The 18129-nt window shown below is 50.2% G+C and carries 10 protein-coding genes; 7 read left to right on the forward strand and 3 right to left on the reverse strand.

Going from position 1 to position 18129, the window contains the following annotated elements; all coding sequences use genetic code 11:
- Positions 1 to 51 precede the first annotated feature (51 nt).
- A complete protein-coding gene (locus ACO5JD_RS03310; RefSeq protein ID WP_484987549.1) occupies positions 52 to 2721 on the forward strand; it encodes a lectin like domain-containing protein in 2670 nt (889 codons plus the stop codon).
- A gap of 655 nt (positions 2722 to 3376) precedes the next feature.
- On the opposite strand, the gene nth is transcribed toward ACO5JD_RS03310, so the two are convergent.
- Positions 3377 to 4057: an endonuclease III gene (gene nth / locus ACO5JD_RS03315; protein ID WP_484987551.1), complete on the reverse strand. Its 681-nt coding sequence runs from the start codon at positions 4055 to 4057 to the stop codon at positions 3377 to 3379.
- A gap of 190 nt (positions 4058 to 4247) precedes the next feature.
- Between nth and glgB the strand changes: the two genes are divergently transcribed.
- The 6 genes from glgB to ACO5JD_RS03345 all read left to right on the forward strand — a co-directional run bounded on the left by glgB (position 4248) and on the right by ACO5JD_RS03345 (position 16216).
- Positions 4248 to 6401 carry a 1,4-alpha-glucan branching protein GlgB gene (glgB, locus tag ACO5JD_RS03320; RefSeq protein WP_484987553.1) on the forward strand — a complete coding sequence of 718 codons (2154 nt, stop codon included), beginning with the start codon at positions 4248 to 4250 and terminating at the stop codon, positions 6399 to 6401.
- A gap of 72 nt (positions 6402 to 6473) precedes the next feature.
- The gene (locus ACO5JD_RS03325; protein ID WP_484987555.1) at positions 6474 to 8927 is read left to right on the forward strand and encodes a glycogen/starch/alpha-glucan phosphorylase; all 2454 of its coding nucleotides are present in this window, start codon (positions 6474 to 6476) and stop codon (positions 8925 to 8927) included.
- A gap of 128 nt (positions 8928 to 9055) precedes the next feature.
- Positions 9056 to 10207 carry a glucose-1-phosphate adenylyltransferase gene (locus ACO5JD_RS03330; RefSeq protein ID WP_484987557.1) on the forward strand — a complete coding sequence of 384 codons (1152 nt, stop codon included), beginning with the start codon at positions 9056 to 9058 and terminating at the stop codon, positions 10205 to 10207.
- A gap of 2 nt (positions 10208 to 10209) precedes the next feature.
- On the forward strand, positions 10210 to 11304 hold the full coding sequence (gene glgD, locus ACO5JD_RS03335) for a glucose-1-phosphate adenylyltransferase subunit GlgD (RefSeq protein ID WP_484987559.1): 1095 nt from the start codon (positions 10210 to 10212) through the stop codon (positions 11302 to 11304).
- A 9-nt stretch (positions 11305 to 11313) separates the two neighbouring features.
- Entirely contained in the window at positions 11314 to 12798 is a 1485-nt protein-coding gene (glgA, locus tag ACO5JD_RS03340; protein WP_484987561.1) for a glycogen synthase GlgA, read from the forward strand.
- 217 nt (positions 12799 to 13015) lie between these two features.
- Positions 13016 to 16216, forward strand: a complete 3201-nt coding sequence (locus ACO5JD_RS03345; RefSeq protein ID WP_484987563.1) for a 4-alpha-glucanotransferase — start codon at positions 13016 to 13018, stop codon at positions 16214 to 16216.
- Positions 16217 to 16549: 333 nt separating this feature from the next.
- On the opposite strand, the gene ACO5JD_RS03350 is transcribed toward ACO5JD_RS03345, so the two are convergent.
- Together ACO5JD_RS03350 and ACO5JD_RS03355 are read right to left on the reverse strand one after the other, a co-directional pair.
- A complete protein-coding gene (locus ACO5JD_RS03350) occupies positions 16550 to 17095 on the reverse strand; it encodes a hypothetical protein (protein ID WP_484987565.1) in 546 nt (181 codons plus the stop codon).
- Between the two features lie 206 nt (positions 17096 to 17301).
- Positions 17302 to 18084 carry an exodeoxyribonuclease III gene (locus tag ACO5JD_RS03355; protein ID WP_484987567.1) on the reverse strand — a complete coding sequence of 261 codons (783 nt, stop codon included), beginning with the start codon at positions 18082 to 18084 and terminating at the stop codon, positions 17302 to 17304.
- Between the last annotated feature and the right edge of the window lie 45 nt (positions 18085 to 18129).

The raw sequence follows: 18129 nt of genomic DNA on the forward strand, positions 1-18129 counted from the left end.
GCTTGTGTGAGCTTTGTATACCTATTGTCCATATTGTCTATAGGAGGAGAAATGAATCAAAGAAGAACGCTCGCCATTCTTGATGCGCGCGCCGCACACAGTGCGTGGTCAAAGCGCAAGATGCTCTTTGGTATCGTTGCGGCTCTCGTCACTGCCATGTTGGCTCAGCCTGTTGCAGCACATGCCGCCGAACTTCAGACTCTCAAGGAGCCCGAAGCTATTGTTGCTGCAGTTGCTACCGATGCTAACGAGACGAGTACCAAGGAAGACAGGCAAGCCACTGCGAGTGTGGGGACGCCTGCTGTAGCTGACGATGCAACTGTTGCGCCGGGTGAAACTTCTGAGATTCCTGCCGACGAAACCCCCAAAGTTGAAGAGCAGTCTAGTGGAACCGAAAAGTCACCTGAGGCTGAGACCGGCAATGCCGGTAAGACAGATCCCAAGGCTGGCGATGAGGCCAAGCAGCCTGGGGCTCCTGAGAAGCAGTCCGAGACTCCTTCTGAGCCCGCAAAGCCTGTAGAGAAGCCTGAATCTGTGATCGACAAGGCCTCCAAGCATGCGGCCGACAAGCTTGGCACCAAGATCATCTTTGATTTTAATGGCGATGGCAAGACGGACGCCGAAGACTGGAAGGCTTATCTCAAGTGGATGAGCGAATTCAGGCCTTTTGACTTTGATCTTGAGATGGGCGATCTGGGTGATTCTCATAACGGTGGCGTTCAGATTACCGGTGCTACTCAGATCATTGCTAATGGTTCCAACACCTCTCGTACGCTGGACTCTATCGATACTAACCTAGACGTTACCAAGATTACGCGCTATTACCTCAATAATGTTAAACAGGCTACTTCGGTCAAAAATCAGAGCCCCTTTGGCACCTGCTGGTCTTTTGCCTCTATCTCGGCCCTTGAGAGTGCCATTTTGAAGGCGCAGGCAGGTGACAAGGCGACCGTAGTCAATCCCAACGACCATCTTAAGCCCATCCTCTCCAAGATTGATGACAAGGGTGTTGACTATTCCGAGCTTTACCTTGCTTGGATGGCATTTTCGCTGCAGGAAGCAGGCTCTCAGAAAGGCGAGGGTGAGAAAGACATACTTCCAGGAGATCTCGACCATGACCGCCTGCAGGCTGGTGGCTGGGCAACCATGGCCGAAACCCTCTTTACTGCTTGGCAGTCCATTGCAACTGAGAAAGAAGTGCCCTACTGGCCCAAGGGCGTTCCAGTTACCTTTGAAAACTTCTTGAAAATTGCTCGTATGGGACCAAAGTGGAAGCCCAACCCCAAGTCCATTAACAATAAGGTTCGTGTCAAGGGTGTCTACTACTTGCCTGACCCCAACATTCTTGAGCTGGACAAGAAGGACCATCTTGTTTGGAAGGGCTACAACAAGAATGCCAATAAGATCATCAAAGAGGCCCTTGTTAAATATGGCGCTGTTCAGATTGGCTATGGTGCCGACTCAGCACAGCCAGGTGCGCATCCCACGAGCGATTATTTCAATGCAAATACTTGGGCGCAGTATTGCGACGCAACTAACATCGAGATTACTCATGCGGTGACCATTGTTGGCTGGGATGATGACTTTGATCCTGCCAATTTCCAAGCAGATAGTAACAATATCAGAGGTCTTAAGAAAGGCGCTTGGCTTGTAAAGAATAGCTGGGGTTCTGGAGACTGGTTTACCAAGAATTTTGGACTTGATCCTAGCTCCCTCTACAATGATCCCCGAGTGCGCAAGTGGGGCATTATCGACCCTGAGACAGGTCTGCATACAGGCTACTTCTGGCTGTCTTACTATGACCACTCTATCAACACACCATCGGTTTATGAGGTTGAGCTTGCTGATGAGAATGGTAAGTTCCAGCATGACCATAACTACAACTACGATACCGCTATCAACCAGTCGCAGGCACCCTTTGTGTTCCGCACCAAGGACTCTGGTACATGGGTCTCCAACGTCTTTAAGGCGAAGGGCAAAGAAATCCTAAAGGCGGTTACGGTACATACTTCGACTGCCAACTCGAAGGTCAAGATTCGCATTTATCTAGTGAACGCCAATGATCTGAAGGACAACAACCCCACCAATGACTGCAAGCCTGTACTTGAGATGGATTACAAGGCAATTCTTGCAGGCGCTCACACTGTTGAATTGAGTAAGTATATTCAGCTGAAGCCCGGCCAACTTTTTGCAATTGTCGAGAATATCGTCAGCCCCGAGGATGGTTCATCTTTGATTAACCTTGAGACTGGCATGGCGCAGTCGGCACAGTATCCTTATCCCGCGGGAGCAAAAGCTACAGGTGAAGAGTCCAAGGGCCGTGCTATGGGCTACATTTGGACTAACATCGTTGCCAACCCTGGCGAAACTTTTATCAAGATGCTGACCAACCGTGGTTATCTTTGGATGACCCCTCAGCAGCTTTCTGAGTGCTACATGGGTGGTAATGTCTTTGAGTTTGGCAATGCTCTCATCAAAGCGCTGACCGCCGATGGTACTTTGCCCACGCCGCCTGCTCCTGCTAAGCCCGAAAAAGTCAAGCCGATTGTGGCTCATACGGAGGACGCCAATGGCAAGCATATTCGTCATGCCATTGCTTCGCATACCTCTGCATTGCCGCAAACTGGTGACGCTGCAAGTGGCGTGCCTTTTGCACTGCTCGCTCTCGGTAGCGCCCTTGCTGCTGCAGGCGTTCTGGTGAAGAAGGACTCTGAGGCATAAAACTTAGATGTTGGATGTCCGAGGCACCGGAAGGCGGATCCTTGTTTTGGATCCGCCTTTTTCATACCCAGCCCACGACGTATTCTTCTCCGCATACGGTTCACGATGCCCTCTTTTGCCCATTTTTCTCACAAGCGGTTCACAATGCACCTTTTGTCCGTATCTTTCCCTACAGGCGGTTCAATAAGCACCCTTTTTTCCCACATCGGGTTCAATAAGCACCCTTTTGTTCGCATCGGGTTCAAAATGCGCCCTTTTTTCCAAATCGGGTTCAAAATGTGCCCTTACGCCAATTTTTATCTGGGGTTTCTCGAGCTGTTTGGTACGGTTTTGAACCGTCTGCATTAAAGGGAAGACAACGGGTTCATAAAGCACCCTCAGTAAAAAATTGAGCAGCACTTTTGTGGAAGCAGAGCGACGCTTTTGAACCGTTTGTGGGGGTTGGGGACGGTATTGAACCGTTTGTGGGGGTTGGGGACGCTTTTGAACTGCTTGGGGGTTGGAGCGGTTATGAACCGCCTGCGGAGGGGCACAATGCTTTTGCACCGTCTGCGAGAGCTGTAGGTGGTATTGCTACCGCCTAGCAGTTGCTGAGTATGGAATGGTAGTGCAGCCTGGGCACAGGATGGATGGTGGCGCAGCCCAGACACAGGTGTTAGCGCTTCTTGTGCTTAAAATAACGATCGGGCTGACCTGCACTAGGGCAGAGATCAGCCAGTGGACACTCATCGCAGCGCGCTCCGCGGGCACTGCAAATTTCGCGGCCTAGGCGTATCCAAGTTTCATTTACCCCGTGCCAGCGCTTTTTTTGAATAAGTTCAAGCAGATCCTTCTCAGCTGCAGCGGGTGTTGGCGCCTTGGTAAAGCCAAGCCTCGTTGCAATGCGGTATACGTGCGTATCCACTGCAATGCCTTCGACAATGCCAAAAGCCTTGTTGAGCACGATATTTGCTGTCTTGCGTCCTACGCCTGGTAGACGCGTGAGTTCCTCCATGCTCCTTGGAACTTCTCCACCATATTCAGAGATCAGTGCCTGTGACAATTCGATAGCATGCTGAGCCTTAGTACGATAAAAACCTAGAGAGTGGATCACATCTTCCACCTGGTAAAGCTCTGCTTGGGCAAGTTCGGCAGGGCCCGGCCAACGCGCAAAAAGCTCGGGTGTCACTTTATTGACCGCGACGTCAGTGGTCTGCGCAGATAGCATGACGGCTACCAATAGGGTAAACGGCGACGTATAGTCCAGTGCGCTTTCCATATGGCCATAGCGTTCCTCCATGCGAACGCAAGTCTCTTCCGCGCGTGCCTGCTTTGATTTCTTTGATTCGCGTGGCATTTCTTCCCCTTGCTATATGCACCCAAAATAACCGCTTGCCGCTTATAGATTGTATCCACCTACCGCACATCCGATAGCATGCCCCATTTTGCCTCATCCAAGATTATTATGGAGAGGGTATGGAACCGTTCCCTCACCAGAGGGGATCAGACGCTAGCCAATGAAAAGCGGCGACTGTTGGAGGTAAGGAATGGGCACCACAGACACAATGTATAGTCTTAGCAACGATGACACCTATCTGTTTGCCGAGGGCGCTTGGTATCGCAGCTATCAAAAGTTGGGCGCGCACCCCGCGACAGTTGGCGGAGTTGCCGGTTACTTCTTTGCTGTGTGGGTACCTGACGTGCGTTCTGTGCATGTTATTGGTGAGTTTAATGGCTGGGATCCCACGGCCAATCCGCTGGAAGTAACGCCATATGGTGGCATTTGGGAAACTTTTGTCCCTGGTGTGCAAGAAGGTCAACTTTATAAGTACCTCATCGAGACTCAATCGGGCGACTTGCTTTATAAAGCAGACCCCTACGCGTTCTCGGCTGAAATGATCCCTGGTACCGCCTCAAAGACCGCCGATATCGGAGGTTATGCTTGGGGTGACAAAAGCTGGATGGATAAGCGCAAAAAGACCAATCAGATGAAGGCGCCTCTCAACATCTTTGAAGCGCATTTGGGTAGTTGGAAGCGTCATGACGATGGTTTGGCTGGCAATGGTGACCCCGACTCTGACGATCATGCCGGCACCTACCTTACCTACGATGACCTTTCGGTTGAGCTGGTTGAATACGTCAAAAAGATGGGTTATTCCCATATCGAAATCCTGCCCGTAATGGAGCATCCCTTTGATGGCTCTTGGGGTTATCAGGTAACGGGCTACTATGCGCCAACCTCTCGTCATGGTGCGCCAAAGCAGTTCAAGCATTTTGTTGATAGCTGCCACAAAGCTGGTATTGGTGTCATTTTGGATTGGGTTCCTGGTGGTTTTTGCCGTGACGAACATGGTCTAGTGCACTTCAATGGTCACAAGCTCTACGAAAAAGAAGAGCATCCCAATTGGGGCACCTTTAAGTTTGATTTTGGTCGCGGCGAGGTACGTTCCTTCCTCATCTCCAACCTTCTGTATTGGATTGATGAGTATCACGCCGATGGTATCCGCATGGACGGCGTTACTTCCATGCTATATCTCAACTTTGGCATTGATGATCCGCGTCTCAAGAAGTTCAATGAAAAGGGCACCGAGGAGGACTTGGTCTCGATTGAGTTCATCAAGGGCTGCAATGCTACCATTGGCAAATACTACCCTGACGTGCTGATGATTGCCGAAGAGTCAACCGCATGGCCACTTGTGACCTATCCGCCCGAGGATGGTGGTTTGGGCTTCCATCTTAAGTGGGATATGGGCTGGATGAACGATACTCTGCACTATATGCAGTCTGACTTCCCGTACCGTCCGTTCAATCATGGCCTTTTGACCTTCTCGATAATGTATGCATTCAATGAGAACTTCGTGCTGCCGCTGTCTCATGACGAGGTCGTGCATGGTAAGTGCTCGCTGATTACACGTATGCCTGGTGATTACTGGCGCCAGTTTGCAGGCATGCGCTCGTTGGCGTTTTATCAGATGACACATCCTGGTGCCAAGCTTAACTTTATGGGCAATGAGATTGCTCAGTTCATTGAGTGGCGGTATTACGAGGGCATTCAGTATTTCTTGACAGAGCAGTACGAGGCACATGCTCATCAGCAGCATTTTATAGCCGAGCTCAATGCTTTCTATAATGCTCACCCAGCACTTTGGCAGCGCGCCTATACCCAAAATGGTTTTGAGTGGATTAACGCTGACAATGCCGAGCAGTCCATCATTTCCTACGTCCGCCATGGCGACAAGCCCAAAGACGATCTCTTTATCCTCATCAATTTTGATCCTGCTACATATGAGGAATATCGTGTGGGTCTGCCATATGCTGGCAAGTGGAAAGAAGTGTTTAACACCGATGCCGAAGAATTTGGTGGCTCTGGTGTGACTAATTCGGGCTATGTGTACGAGACGGTCGAAGAGCCCTGTGATGGCCGCGATTATTGTGTGACGCTGCGTGTTCCTCCTATTGGTGGCGTGATCCTTGCTTATGAGGGGCCTCTGCCCGCAAAGAAGACCCGTGCAAAGGCAACTACAAAGAAGGCAACAAGCAGGACAACTACGAAGACTGCGGCAAAGACCGCGACAAAACCTGCAGCAAGGGCAACGGCAAAGCCTGCCACGAAGCCTGCGGCAAAAAAGACGACGGCAAGCAAAACTTCGACAACAAAAGCAACTGCCAAGCGCACAACGCGCCAGAGTAAGGCAAAATAGGATACAGACTCGCATTCTGTTTTGGGATGCGAGTATGTGTACCTGGTTTGGCAGTACCGTAGGAAGGCATATATGCAAATCGCGAATAAGCAGGTAGATATTGAAAACCTGAGCCTAGAGGCTTTCAATACCAAGGAGAATTTCAAGGCATACTACAAGGACTCCATCAGGAGTGCCTTTGGTCGTGAGCTTGAGGATTGCACTCCTTATGAGCGTTATTACGCCCTTGCAACTCTCGTTGCTGGTCTTGCTCGCAAGGTGGAACTCAAAAATTATGACAAAAGCAAGAAGAAGGTTTATTACTTCTCGCTAGAGTTTTTGTTGGGGCCTCTGCTGGATAACTACCTGCTCAATATGGGTGCCCGTGACGTTGTTGAAGACGGCTTGGCTGATTTGGGCATTTCTCTAGACGAACTCGAAAGTCAGGAGCCTGATCCTGGTTTGGGCAATGGTGGTTTGGGCCGTCTTGCTGCTTGCTTTTTGGATTCTATGGCAACTGAAGGCATTGCTGGCTATGGCAATGGTATGCGTTATCGCTATGGCTTGTTCCGTCAGGAGATTCAGGGTGGTCGTCAGGTCGAGAAGACCGATAACTGGCTTGAGGGCGGCTATCCTTGGGAAACCCGTAAGGTTGGCAGTGCTGTAGATGTACAGTTTGGTGGCCAGGTAGTTCGTCACGAGAGCGATGGCGAGTACTGGTTTACCCAAGAAGGCGGCGAGATTGTTCGCGCCGTGCCTTATGACCTGCCCATTATTGGTTATGGCGGCAACACCGTTAATCATCTGCGTATTTGGAAGGCAGAACCCAGCTCTGAGGACTTTGACCTGGATGCTTTTAATGCTGGTGATTATGCACGCGCAAGCAAGTTCCGCTCGGATGTCGAAGCCATTTCGATGATTTTGTATCCCAACGATGCGGGCGAACATGGCCGCTTGTTGCGTCTTAAGCAGGAATACCTCTTTGTTTGTGCTGGTCTACAGACTATTCTTCGCACCTACAAGAAGGAGCACGGTGAGGATTGGGAGCATTTGGGTGACTATGTGAGCATCCATACCAATGATACCCACCCTGCTATGTGTGGTCCTGAACTCATGCGCCAGCTGGTCGATATCCACCATGTAGGCTTTGATTTGGCTTATAAGATTTGCACTCAGACTATCAGCTATACCAACCATACGGTTATGCCTGAGGCGCTGGAGAAGTGGCCTATCAATACCTTTAGGGCTCTGCTTCCCCGCGTGTATATGTTCATTGAAGAGATTGATCGTCGTTATCGTGAGACCTTCCCTCAAGATGCTCCCAACTGGCGCGATCAGCTCCAGGCAACGACAATCCTGTGGGATGGCCAAGTGCGCATGGCCAATCTTTCTGTGATTTTCTCCAACTCGGTCAACGGCGTTTCAGCACTTCACACGTCTATTCTGGAAGAGTCGGTGCTTAAGGACTTCTATGCTTTGGCGCCTCAGAAGTTCAACAACAAGACCAACGGCGTGAGTCCTCGTCGCTTCCTTGCAAATGCCAATCCTAGTTATACAAAGCTGATTAGCGATGCAATTGGCACTGGCTGGCTTAAGGATGCCGACGAGCTCAAGAAGCTTGAGGCTTTTGAGAATGACTCCAGCTTCCTTGAGGGTTTCCGCGCCTCAAAGAAAGCCGACAAAGAGCGCTTGGCTGCTTATGTCAAAAAGACTACGGGTGTAATTCTGGATACTTCCACGATTTTTGACGTGCAGGTTAAGCGTTTTCACGCCTATAAGCGTCAGCTGCTCAATGTCTTTAAGGTAGTTGACATTTACAATCGCCTGCTGGCTGATCCCAGCTTTGATATCCAGCCAACTACCTTTATTTTTGCAGGTAAGGCTGCTCAGAGCTACGATTTTGCCAAGGAAGTTATTCGCCTTATCAACTCTGTTGCCGACGTGATTAACTCCGATGAGCGCGTTAACAAAAAGATGACCGTGGCCTTTGTGCCCAATTTTGCCGTTTCCAATGCCCAGTATATTTACTCGGCAGCGGATATCTCCGAGCAGATTTCTGTTGCAGGTGCCGAGGCTTCTGGTACTTCTAACATGAAGCTTATGATGAATGGTGCTATTACCTTGGGCACTTATGACGGTTCTAATGTTGAGATTACCGAGCTTGTCGGCGAAGAAAATATCAAGATTTTTGGTCTGCGTGCACACGAGGTAGATGCTTTGCGTGCCAGCGGCAACTACTTTGCATGGGATATGTACAATGCTGATCGTGCCCGTCTAGGTCGCATTATTGATCAGCTGACCGATGGTACTTTCGCACGTCTTTCGGGCAACTTTGAGAGTGTCCGCGATGCCCTGATGGTCAACAACGACCAAGATCTCGTTTTGAAAGATTTCTACTCCTATGTTCAGGCATGGGAGGAGCTAACCGCGCTTTATCCCGATCAGCAACGTTGGGATCGTATTTCGGTTCACAACACCGCTGAGTCTGGATTCTTCTCCTCTGATCGTACGATCAGAGAGTATGCGCACGATATTTGGCACGTCTAGTACGTCTGGTACGGCAGCTGGGCGGCGATATCGTCGCCCAGCTTTGGTGGGGATTTCGTCGCCCATTGGGGGCGGCGCCAAATATGTGATGTCCCCCTGGGGGAGACGGACGAAAGGGGAAGTGAGCCATGAGCAAGACCGAATGCATCGCGATGCTGCTCGCGGGCGGACGGGGAAGTAGGTTGGGTGTGCTGACAAGCAAAATCGCCAAACCGGCTGTCTCGTTCGGTGCGAAGTATCGCATCATCGACTTTGTGCTTTCCAACTGCGCAAATTCTGGCATCAATACAGTTGGTGTTCTCACGCAGTATCGTCCTTACCTGCTGCACTCCTATGTAGGTAACGGCAGTGCGTGGGATCTCGACACCATTGATGGAGGTGGTATTTCCATCTTGCCACCTCACGAGACTCAGGCGGGTTCCAACTGGTATGCCGGTACCGCTGACGCTATCACACAAAACATTGGCTTTATCGAGCAGAATGATCCTGAGTATGTGTTAATCCTCTCGGGTGACCAGCTCTATAGCATGGATTACCAAAAGATGCTCGACAATCACAAGCGCCACAATGCCGACCTTACTGTGGCAGTCATGCCTGTGCCTTGGGAGGATGCTTCTCGTTTTGGCATCATGACGCAGGATGATGATGAGAGGATTCTTGAGTTCAATGAGAAGCCTGCTCACCCCACTAGCAATCTTGCCTCCATGGGCATTTATATCTTTAACGCCAAGCTCTTAGTGGATACCCTCAAAGCCGATGCCGAAAATCCTGATTCACATCATGACTTTGGTGGAGACATCATTCCTGGCCTGCTGCACTCGGGTCATCGTCTCTATACCTACCAATACAACGGCTTCTGGCGTGATGTGGGTACTATTGCCAGCTTCCACGAGACCAGCATGGAGCTTCTGGGTAGGAATCCCGAGTTTGACCTGTATGCGAAAGATACGCACATCCTTTCGAACTCCTCCACCATGCCCCCTGCCTACATTGGGCCAGATGCCATAGTTGACGACTGTCTGGCTGCTGGTGGTGTTCGTATTCTTGGTACAGCAAAGCACTCCATTGTGTCTTTGGGCAGCACCATTGGTGAAGGTGCAGTAGTTGAGGACTCCGTCCTTCTTCCTGGCGCTACCGTCAAGGCTGGCGCACATGTTGTTCGCGCAATTATGGGTGAAAACTCCACGGTCGCCGAAGGTGCAACCCTTGGTACCGCAGATACAACGGTCGATTACGTCGTCATCGGTGATGATGTCGTCGTCGAGAAGGAAGGGGAGTAACGATGCACAAGACCATCGGACTCATTACTGCTAACTACTCCGTCAAGGATCCCGATGTCCTGACAGAGAGTCGTCCAGTAGCGTCGCTGCCTTTCTTGGGCCGCTTCCGCCTGATTGACTTTGCCCTGTCCAACATGATTAATGCCAAAATTAACTCTGTTGGCATCGTGATGCCATTCAATTATCGTTCGCTGACCGACCACGTTGGTGCTGGCAAGGACTGGGGTTTGTCCCGCAAGAAGGGCGGCCTGTTTGTGCTGCCTGGCTCTGCTTTTGGCAGCACCCGCAATGGCTCGCGCTTCCTTGTGCGCGATCTTATCCATAACAAGGCATTCTTTGATCGCTCTGAAGCTGAATATGTCGTGGTAAGCAGTGCAAATTTTGTCTGCAACATCGATATTCAGGAGTTGGTTGAGGCTCATGTTGAGTCTGGCGCTGATATTACCGTTTTGACTCAGACCGCTCGCAACAATCATTCTGATGTGATGAGCTTTATTACCGAGGATTGCCGCGTTAAAAGCATCAAGCATGGCTGCTCTGAGGGCAATACCGCTTTCCTAGACTGCTTTGTCGTTTCTCGCGACAAGCTTGTTGAGATCATCAACTGGTACTCCTCCACTGATTACCTCGATCTTTTTGAGGCAATTCAGGGCGAGTATGATCGCGTTGATGTGCGTGTTCATGAGTTCAAGGGTTATTGCGCTCCTGTCTTTACTATCAAGGCATACTTCAATGCCAATATGGACATGCTTAAGCCCGCCGTTACCGACGAGCTCTTTGCTCCCGAGCGTCCCATTCGTACCAAGGCTCACGACAATGCTCCTGCCAAGTTTGAGTCGGGTTCCAAGGTCACCAACTCGCGTCTTTCGGGTAGCGACCGTATTTATGGCACTGTTGCTGATTCCATCTTGGGTCGTAGTGTTGTTGTCGAGAGTGGTGCCGTAGTGCGTCATTCCGTCATTATGCAGAACTGCATCATTAAGAGTGGCGCGGTTATCGAAAATGCTATCGTGGACCGCAACAATATTATTCCCGCAGGCACTGAGCTGCGTGGTACCGTTGATGACCTCCTCATTATGGAGAAGGCACACGAGTAAGGACTGACAATGGCAAAAAGGGTAAGACGTAAGATCAGGGTTCTTCTAGCCGCATCCGAAGCCTTGCCCTTTGCCAAGACTGGCGGCTTGGGCGACGTGGCAGGTTCACTGCCACGTGCGCTCAAGCGCGCGGGTGCCAAGGTGGCCGTTATTCTTCCTAAATACGGCACTATCCCTGAGCAGTATCGCAATCAAATGCGTCACATTGTGGATTTTTATGTGCCACTTGCTTGGCGCAATGTATACTGTGGCGTCGAGAAACTCACATACCAGGGTATTGATTTTTACTTCATTGATAATGAGGACTACTTTAGGCGCGACACGCTTTATGGCTATTTTGATGATGGTGAACGTTACGCGTTTTTCTCCAAGGCAATTTGTGAGGCTATAACTCAGTTACCAGAGCTTGCCTGTGATGTTCTGCATTGCAATGATTGGCAAACTGCGCTGGTTCCCGTCTTTTTGCGTGAATTCTATCAGGGCGTTGAGGCGTGTCGTAGTATCAGAACCATCTTTACGGTGCACAACGTAATGTTCCAAGGCCAGCTTTCAGATAGATTGCTGTCAGAGGTGCTGGGCCTGGATAGCATTCCCGCGGCGGTGCATCAATTGCGTTCGGACGAGCGCTCCATCAATTACATGAAGGCTGCGCTGCTATACAGCGATACGATTTCTACGGTAAGTCCTACCTATGCCCGTGAGCTGCAAATGCCCTTCTATGGTTGCGGCCTGGATGGTATTTTCCGTGAGCGTAGTTGGTGTTTGCATGGCGTGCTCAACGGTATTGACGTAGATGAATGGAATCCTGCTCAAGACAAGACTATCCCTCAGGCATTTGCCACAGATGACCTTTCGGGTAAGGCGGTGTGTAAGACTGCCCTTCAAAAAGAGCTGGGCCTGCGTGTTGATTCTGAGGTGCCGCTTATTGTGATGGTGGGTCGCTTGACCAACCAAAAAGGCTTGGGTCTGGTGCGTTATGCAATGGAACGCCTGATGAATGATGGTGTTCAGATGGCCATTCTTGGTACGGGAGATGCAGATCAAGAAGAGGCATTCCGCTATTTTGATACGACCTACGGTGACATGATCTGTGCGCGTATTACCTTTGATGGTGCGCTGGCTCATCGTATGTATGCCGCTGGCGATATGCTATTGATGCCGTCTGAGTTTGAACCTTGTGGTCTTGCTCAGATGATTGCTATGCGCTATGGCACGCTTCCTGTGGTGCGTAGAACAGGCGGCTTGGCAGATAGCGTTGCTTCTTATAATCCCGAAACTGGTGAAGGCACGGGCTTTAGCTTTGCCAATATGAATGCAGATGAGATGGCAGACTGTGTTTTGGCTGCTTGTGAGGTTTTTAGGACCAATCAATCCGCATGGCAGTCGCTAATGGTTCAGGCAATGCAAGCAGACTTCAGCTGGAATAGAGCTGCTGAAGATTATCTGAGCATGTATTATGACCTCCATCCAGAAATAATTCGATACAATAGTTAACGTCAAGGATGGGAAATGCTTGAAATACAGCTGATCATAGCTGTGTCTCAAGCAAAAATATGCTTGCGTCCTTTTTCGTTCTGGCATGATACCATGCATCTGCCAAGACGTGTTTGTTGTGCGTGGACGGATGTAGAGGAACGGGGATTGATTACTCGTGAGAGCTTGTCATAACACTTCGGAGCGTCATTACCGCACTCCTTTGGGTGCACTTCCCATGGGGGATACGGCAGTACTTGCCATTGATGTTTGGGATGAACCTGAGGCAACTGCCGAGTTGTGCCTATGGACCGACAATGGGGGAGAGACCATCGTTGCAATGGATGGCTCCACCGAAGGTGATCATATTCATTTTGCGACTGAGCTCGCATCTGAGCGTCCAAGCATTGTGTGGTACTCGTTTCGTATTTATGCAGCTGACGGTAGCATTTGGCGTTATGGCGCTGCTCCCAATCATCCTGTAGGCGAGGGTGCTTTTGCATATGGCGAGCCGCCTTCATTTCAGTTGACGGTTTATGAACATAGACGACGTATTTTGCCTGAGTGGTTCAAGCAGGCAGTGGTGTACCAGATTTATCCCGACAGCTTTGCACGTGGTAGTGATTGGAAAGAACGCAGTAAGGTTTTGGATCAGCCGCGCAATGGAGCTCAGAGGCGACTGGTTGATTGGGAGACGTCTCCTCGCTACGAGCGCAATGGTGATGACTCTATTGCTACCTGGGATTTTTATGGTGGTACGCTTGAGGGCATTCGAGAAAAGCTTGGCTACCTAGAGGGTTTGGGAATTACCTGCATTTACCTCAACCCAATTTTTGAAGCAACATCATCTCATCGCTACGACACATCCAACTATCTCAAGATTGATTCAGTGTTAGGTGATGAGAAATCCTTTAAAAAGCTCTGCGAAGATGCGGCGTCCCATGGCATTTCTATCATCTTGGATGGCGTTTTTAACCATACGGGTGATGATTCGCTTTACTTTAATCGTTATGGCAACTATCCCGAGTTGGGTGCTTGGCAGTCTGAGGACTCTCCTTATCGTGGCTGGTATAAGTTTGATGAGAATGGCGAATACAGCAGTTGGTGGGGCATTACCAATATGCCCGATCTCGAGGAGACCAATCCGGAATATCGTGAACTTATCTGTGGTCATGATGGTGTAGTGCGACACTGGTTGCGTGCGGGTGCTCGTGGCTGGCGTCTGGATGTCGCCGACGAGCTGCCTGATGATTTTATTGCTGATATCAAACGAGCAGAACTTGCCGAGCGTGACGATGCGGTTTTACTTGGTGAAGTGTGGGAGGATGCAACAACCAAGCGCGCCTATGGGGAGCTTCGCCAGTACTTTTGGGGTGACGAGCTTGATGGCACGATGAACTACCCTTGGCGCCATACGCTGTTGCATTATTTATTGGGCAGGGCAAGTGCTGACGAGCTTGCTGTTGTGCTCGAAACTCTCCGCGAGAATTACCCCCGCGAAGCCTTCTATACGGCGCTTAATATGCTGGGTAGTCACGACCGCGTGCGTCTGCTGACTATCCTGGGTAACACTCCCAAGCCTGATGCTCTAAGCGAGGATCAAAAAGCATCTTTTCGTTTGAATAAAGATCATCGCAGTCTTGCGATAAGCAGACTGTGGGTGGCTGCGCTGATGCAAATGACCCTGCCAGGCGTACCCTGCGTCTATTACGGTGATGAAGCGGGTTGTGAGGGCTATGCCGATCCGTACAACCGTGCGAGTTTCCCTTGGGGTCATGAGGACCTCAATTGCCAGACGATTTATCGCAATGCGATCGCCTTGCGCAAATCTATGCCTGTAATGATCGATGGCGATTTTGAACCTTTTGCAGAAGGTGATGACGTGCTAGGTTACTGGCGTTGGGATGACAACGAGACGGTCTGCGTGTTAGTTAACCGCAGTCTTGATAGTTCACATAAGGTGACCGTTGAGATGCGTGGAGAGACTGTTTCTGATGTCATTAGCGGCAATGACCTTGAGATGTGCGATGGCAAAGTGTCTGTCTTCCTCTGGCCTTTGGGTACCGCTGTGCTTTACTTCCACTCAAAGAAACGCCTGCAAAAGCCTATGCCCTTGGGGATGGGGCTCATCTCGCATATCACTTCAATTCCTAATGATAAACATCCGGGTCAGCCCGGCACGCTTGGTGCGCCCGCAAAACATCTTGTTGACTGGATGGCGCGCACAGGTCAGCGTTACTGGCAAATGTTGCCCGTCAATCCAACCGACCAGTTTGGTTCTCCTTATGCGGGACTTTCAGCCTTCTCAGGTAATCCGCGCCTGCTCGAGGGTGGTGCTGAGGCTGCGGCTAAACGCTTTAGCGATAGCGAAAGGCTTGCTGAATATCACCGTTTTTGCGAGGAAAATGAAACTTGGCTCTTGCCCGCAGCGACCTTTGATGCCATCAAGGAGGTTGTAGGTGAAGAAGTACCTTGGCAGGAGTGGCCCAAAAAATACCACAGCTGGTCACGTGCATTGGTTAAGCGTTCCGAGCTGAAGGCAGGTATTGCTCGTGCGTGTCGCCAGCAGTTCGAGTTTCAGCGTCAATGGGATGAATTGCATGAGTATGCCCGTAAGCGTGGCATTTTACTGATTGGTGATATGCCAATTTATGTGTCGACAGATTCTGCAGATGTGTGGAGCGAACCTGAGATCTTCGATCTTGACGCTCAAGGTTATCCTGCTGTCGGCGCAGGCGCGCCGCCCGATAGCTTCTCCGAAGATGGGCAGTATTGGGGTAATCCTACCTATAACTGGGATGAGCTGCGTCGCCGCGGGTACTCGTGGTGGATGCGTCGTTTCCAAAGAATGATTGCGCTTTACGACTACGTGCGTCTTGATCATTTCTTGGGCTTCTCGTCGTTTTATTGCATTCCTCGTGGAGCTTCTGCAAAGGAAGGTCAGTGGCGTTTTGGTCCAGGTATTGAGCTCTTCCAATATGCCCATCGCCATTTTGGGGATCTGCCCTTTATTGCTGAGGATTTAGGTGCCGTTACCCCTGCTGTACGTGCTCTGCTTGCAGAGACGGGCTTTGCAGGCATGGATGTTGTGCAGTTTGTAGATGGCGATGTGCGCAGCGGCTATCGTGCTCGTGCGGGCAAAATTACGTATGCATCTACTCACGATACTTCAACGTTGTTGGGCTGGTGCAAAGAGCGTTTTGGTGAAAATGGTGCCGAGGATATAGCAAAACAGATTAGTCGACAGTTGCTGGATTCTGATGCTGATCTCGTAATGTTCTCGCTGCAAGATGTTATTGGTCTGGATGACGAGGCGCGCATGAACAAGCCAGGCGTTGCTGAAGGCAATTGGTCTTGGCAGGCAACTGCCGAGCAAATGGCTTCAGCGACCGAGTATACTCGCCAGCTCGCACTGGAGACGGGTCGCTCTGCTTTCTAAAGCGATATAAGAAAAGCTGTGCAGCTGAACGCATGTCGTATCTGTTTATCTATATGTCGATCTACGCCTTATCTACACCTCAATCTGTTGCAACCTCAGGTTGCAACAGATTATTCTGCAAGTCTTCTAGCTGCATATATATGTAAAACACGCAGTTAGAAAGCCTGCCGTTGCAACCTGAGGTTGCAACATCTTGGAGCAGGCTGGGTGTCAGAAGCCACACTCCATTTCACACACGTACCGGCTGCCACCTTTCATTTCACACCAGATGCCAAAAGCCACACGCTGTTTCATGTCAAATGCCAAAAGCCACGTTCTGCTTCACTTTTTTAGTCAAAAGCCACATATCTCTTCACGCTCAAAAAATTTACCTGCGCAAACGTGAATGCCATTGAAGAGATTTGTGGCTTTTGACATTTTTTCTGAAACAGAACGTGGCTTCTGACAAGCAGAATCGTGCTGCTTGAAAGGAACTGTGGCTTCTGGCAGTTTGCGTGAAAAGAAGTGTGGCGTTTGGCATGCGGAGTGCTGTGGAAGTAGGTCAATAGCCACATACGCCAATAAGTGGTTGAGGCACTCAGTTTTAAAAGTTTGAGTGTCCTTTTTGCTTGCTTGGTGCTTGAGGTGACGTAGTGCCTGATGTGGTTTTTTGTATTCAAGCCAATTTGATACATAGGTGAATTTATTTCGCGTCAACAAAGGCTTGCGTAGCGGTGAAAGAACCCGGACCGACAAAGGTGTACGTAGCGATGAAAGACTTGTGCCAACAAAGGCGCGTGTAGCGATAAAAACGCCCCGAGGAGGCATTTTTGGTCGGATTACGAATAAATTTGGCTCCTCGGGGCTAAAAACTTTAACTATCCATCCTGACAGATGCATGGGGTTTGCGAGACTGCGGAGAGGGTGAGATTCCGGAGGCGAGTGAGACCACGGGGGCGAGCAAAACCACGGAGACGAGCAAGGCCACGGAGACGCGCGAGACCATGGAGACGAGCAAGGTCACGGAGACGAGTAAGACCACGGAGGCGTGCGAGACCATGGAGGCATGCGAAGCTGTGGCGATGTATGACGTAGCCGATAGGTGTTTATAGCGTAATGGTCAGCTCAATAGGGCAATGATCGCTGCCGTAGATATCACTAAGGATGCGAGAGTCTACGATGCGGTCGGCAACACGATTACTGACAAGGAAGTAGTCAATACGCCAGCCTACATTGCGTTCACGAGCACGCATGCGGTAGCTCCACCAGCTGTAGGCATCTGTCTGATCGGGATATAGGCTGCGGAAACTGTCGGTAAAACCAGCGTCCAGTAGCTGCCCAAAGCCTGCGCGCTCCTCATCGGAAAAGCCTGCATTCATATGATTGGTATCGGGATTTTTGAGGTCGATTTCCTCATGAGCAACATTGAAGTCACCGCAGGTTACTACAGGTTTTTCTTCTGCAAGACGGGCAAGAAATTCGCGATAATCCTTGTCCCATACCATGCGTTCATCTAAGCGAAGCAGACCATTTTTAGAGTTGGGCGTATATACATCGACAAACCAGTAGTTTTCAAACTCAAGTGCGCAAACGCGACCCTCATTGTCGGCAAACTCACAGCCGATTTCACGAATTACCTGTCGCGGTTCTTCTCGGCTAAAGACAGCCGTACCAGAGTAACCTTTGCGTTCTGCATAATTCCAAGTTTGATAATAACCTGGAAAATCTATCTTGAGCTGGCCTTCCTGTAACTTTGTCTCCTGCAGAGCAAAGACATCGGCACATGCCTGTTCAAAAATTTCAGGAAAACTAGGTTCTTTTTTCATAACAGCACGCAGGCCATTAACGTTCCAAGATACGAGCTTAAGCTCGCGGGGGGTATCGCTCATGTACTATCCCATCTGCGGACCAAAGGCGGACTACAAAAATGACTT

Source organism: Olegusella sp., assembly GCF_057238325.1.

Coding starts and splice junctions, on each gene's coding strand:
- ACO5JD_RS03345 (WP_484987563.1), top strand. CDS start 13,016: ATGGGGGATACGGCAGTACTTGCCATTGATGTTTGGGATGAACCTGAG.
- ACO5JD_RS03355 (WP_484987567.1), bottom strand. CDS start 18,084: ATGAGCGATACCCCCCGCGAGCTTAAGCTCGTATCTTGGAACGTTAAT.
- glgD (WP_484987559.1), top strand. CDS start 10,210: ATGCACAAGACCATCGGACTCATTACTGCTAACTACTCCGTCAAGGAT.
- glgB (WP_484987553.1), top strand. CDS start 4,248: ATGGGCACCACAGACACAATGTATAGTCTTAGCAACGATGACACCTAT.
- glgA (WP_484987561.1), top strand. CDS start 11,314: ATGGCAAAAAGGGTAAGACGTAAGATCAGGGTTCTTCTAGCCGCATCC.
- ACO5JD_RS03330 (WP_484987557.1), top strand. CDS start 9,056: ATGAGCAAGACCGAATGCATCGCGATGCTGCTCGCGGGCGGACGGGGA.
- nth (WP_484987551.1), bottom strand. CDS start 4,057: ATGCCACGCGAATCAAAGAAATCAAAGCAGGCACGCGCGGAAGAGACT.
- ACO5JD_RS03325 (WP_484987555.1), top strand. CDS start 6,474: ATGCAAATCGCGAATAAGCAGGTAGATATTGAAAACCTGAGCCTAGAG.
- ACO5JD_RS03350 (WP_484987565.1), bottom strand. CDS start 17,095: ATGCATCTGTCAGGATGGATAGTTAAAGTTTTTAGCCCCGAGGAGCCA.
- ACO5JD_RS03310 (WP_484987549.1), top strand. CDS start 52: ATGAATCAAAGAAGAACGCTCGCCATTCTTGATGCGCGCGCCGCACAC.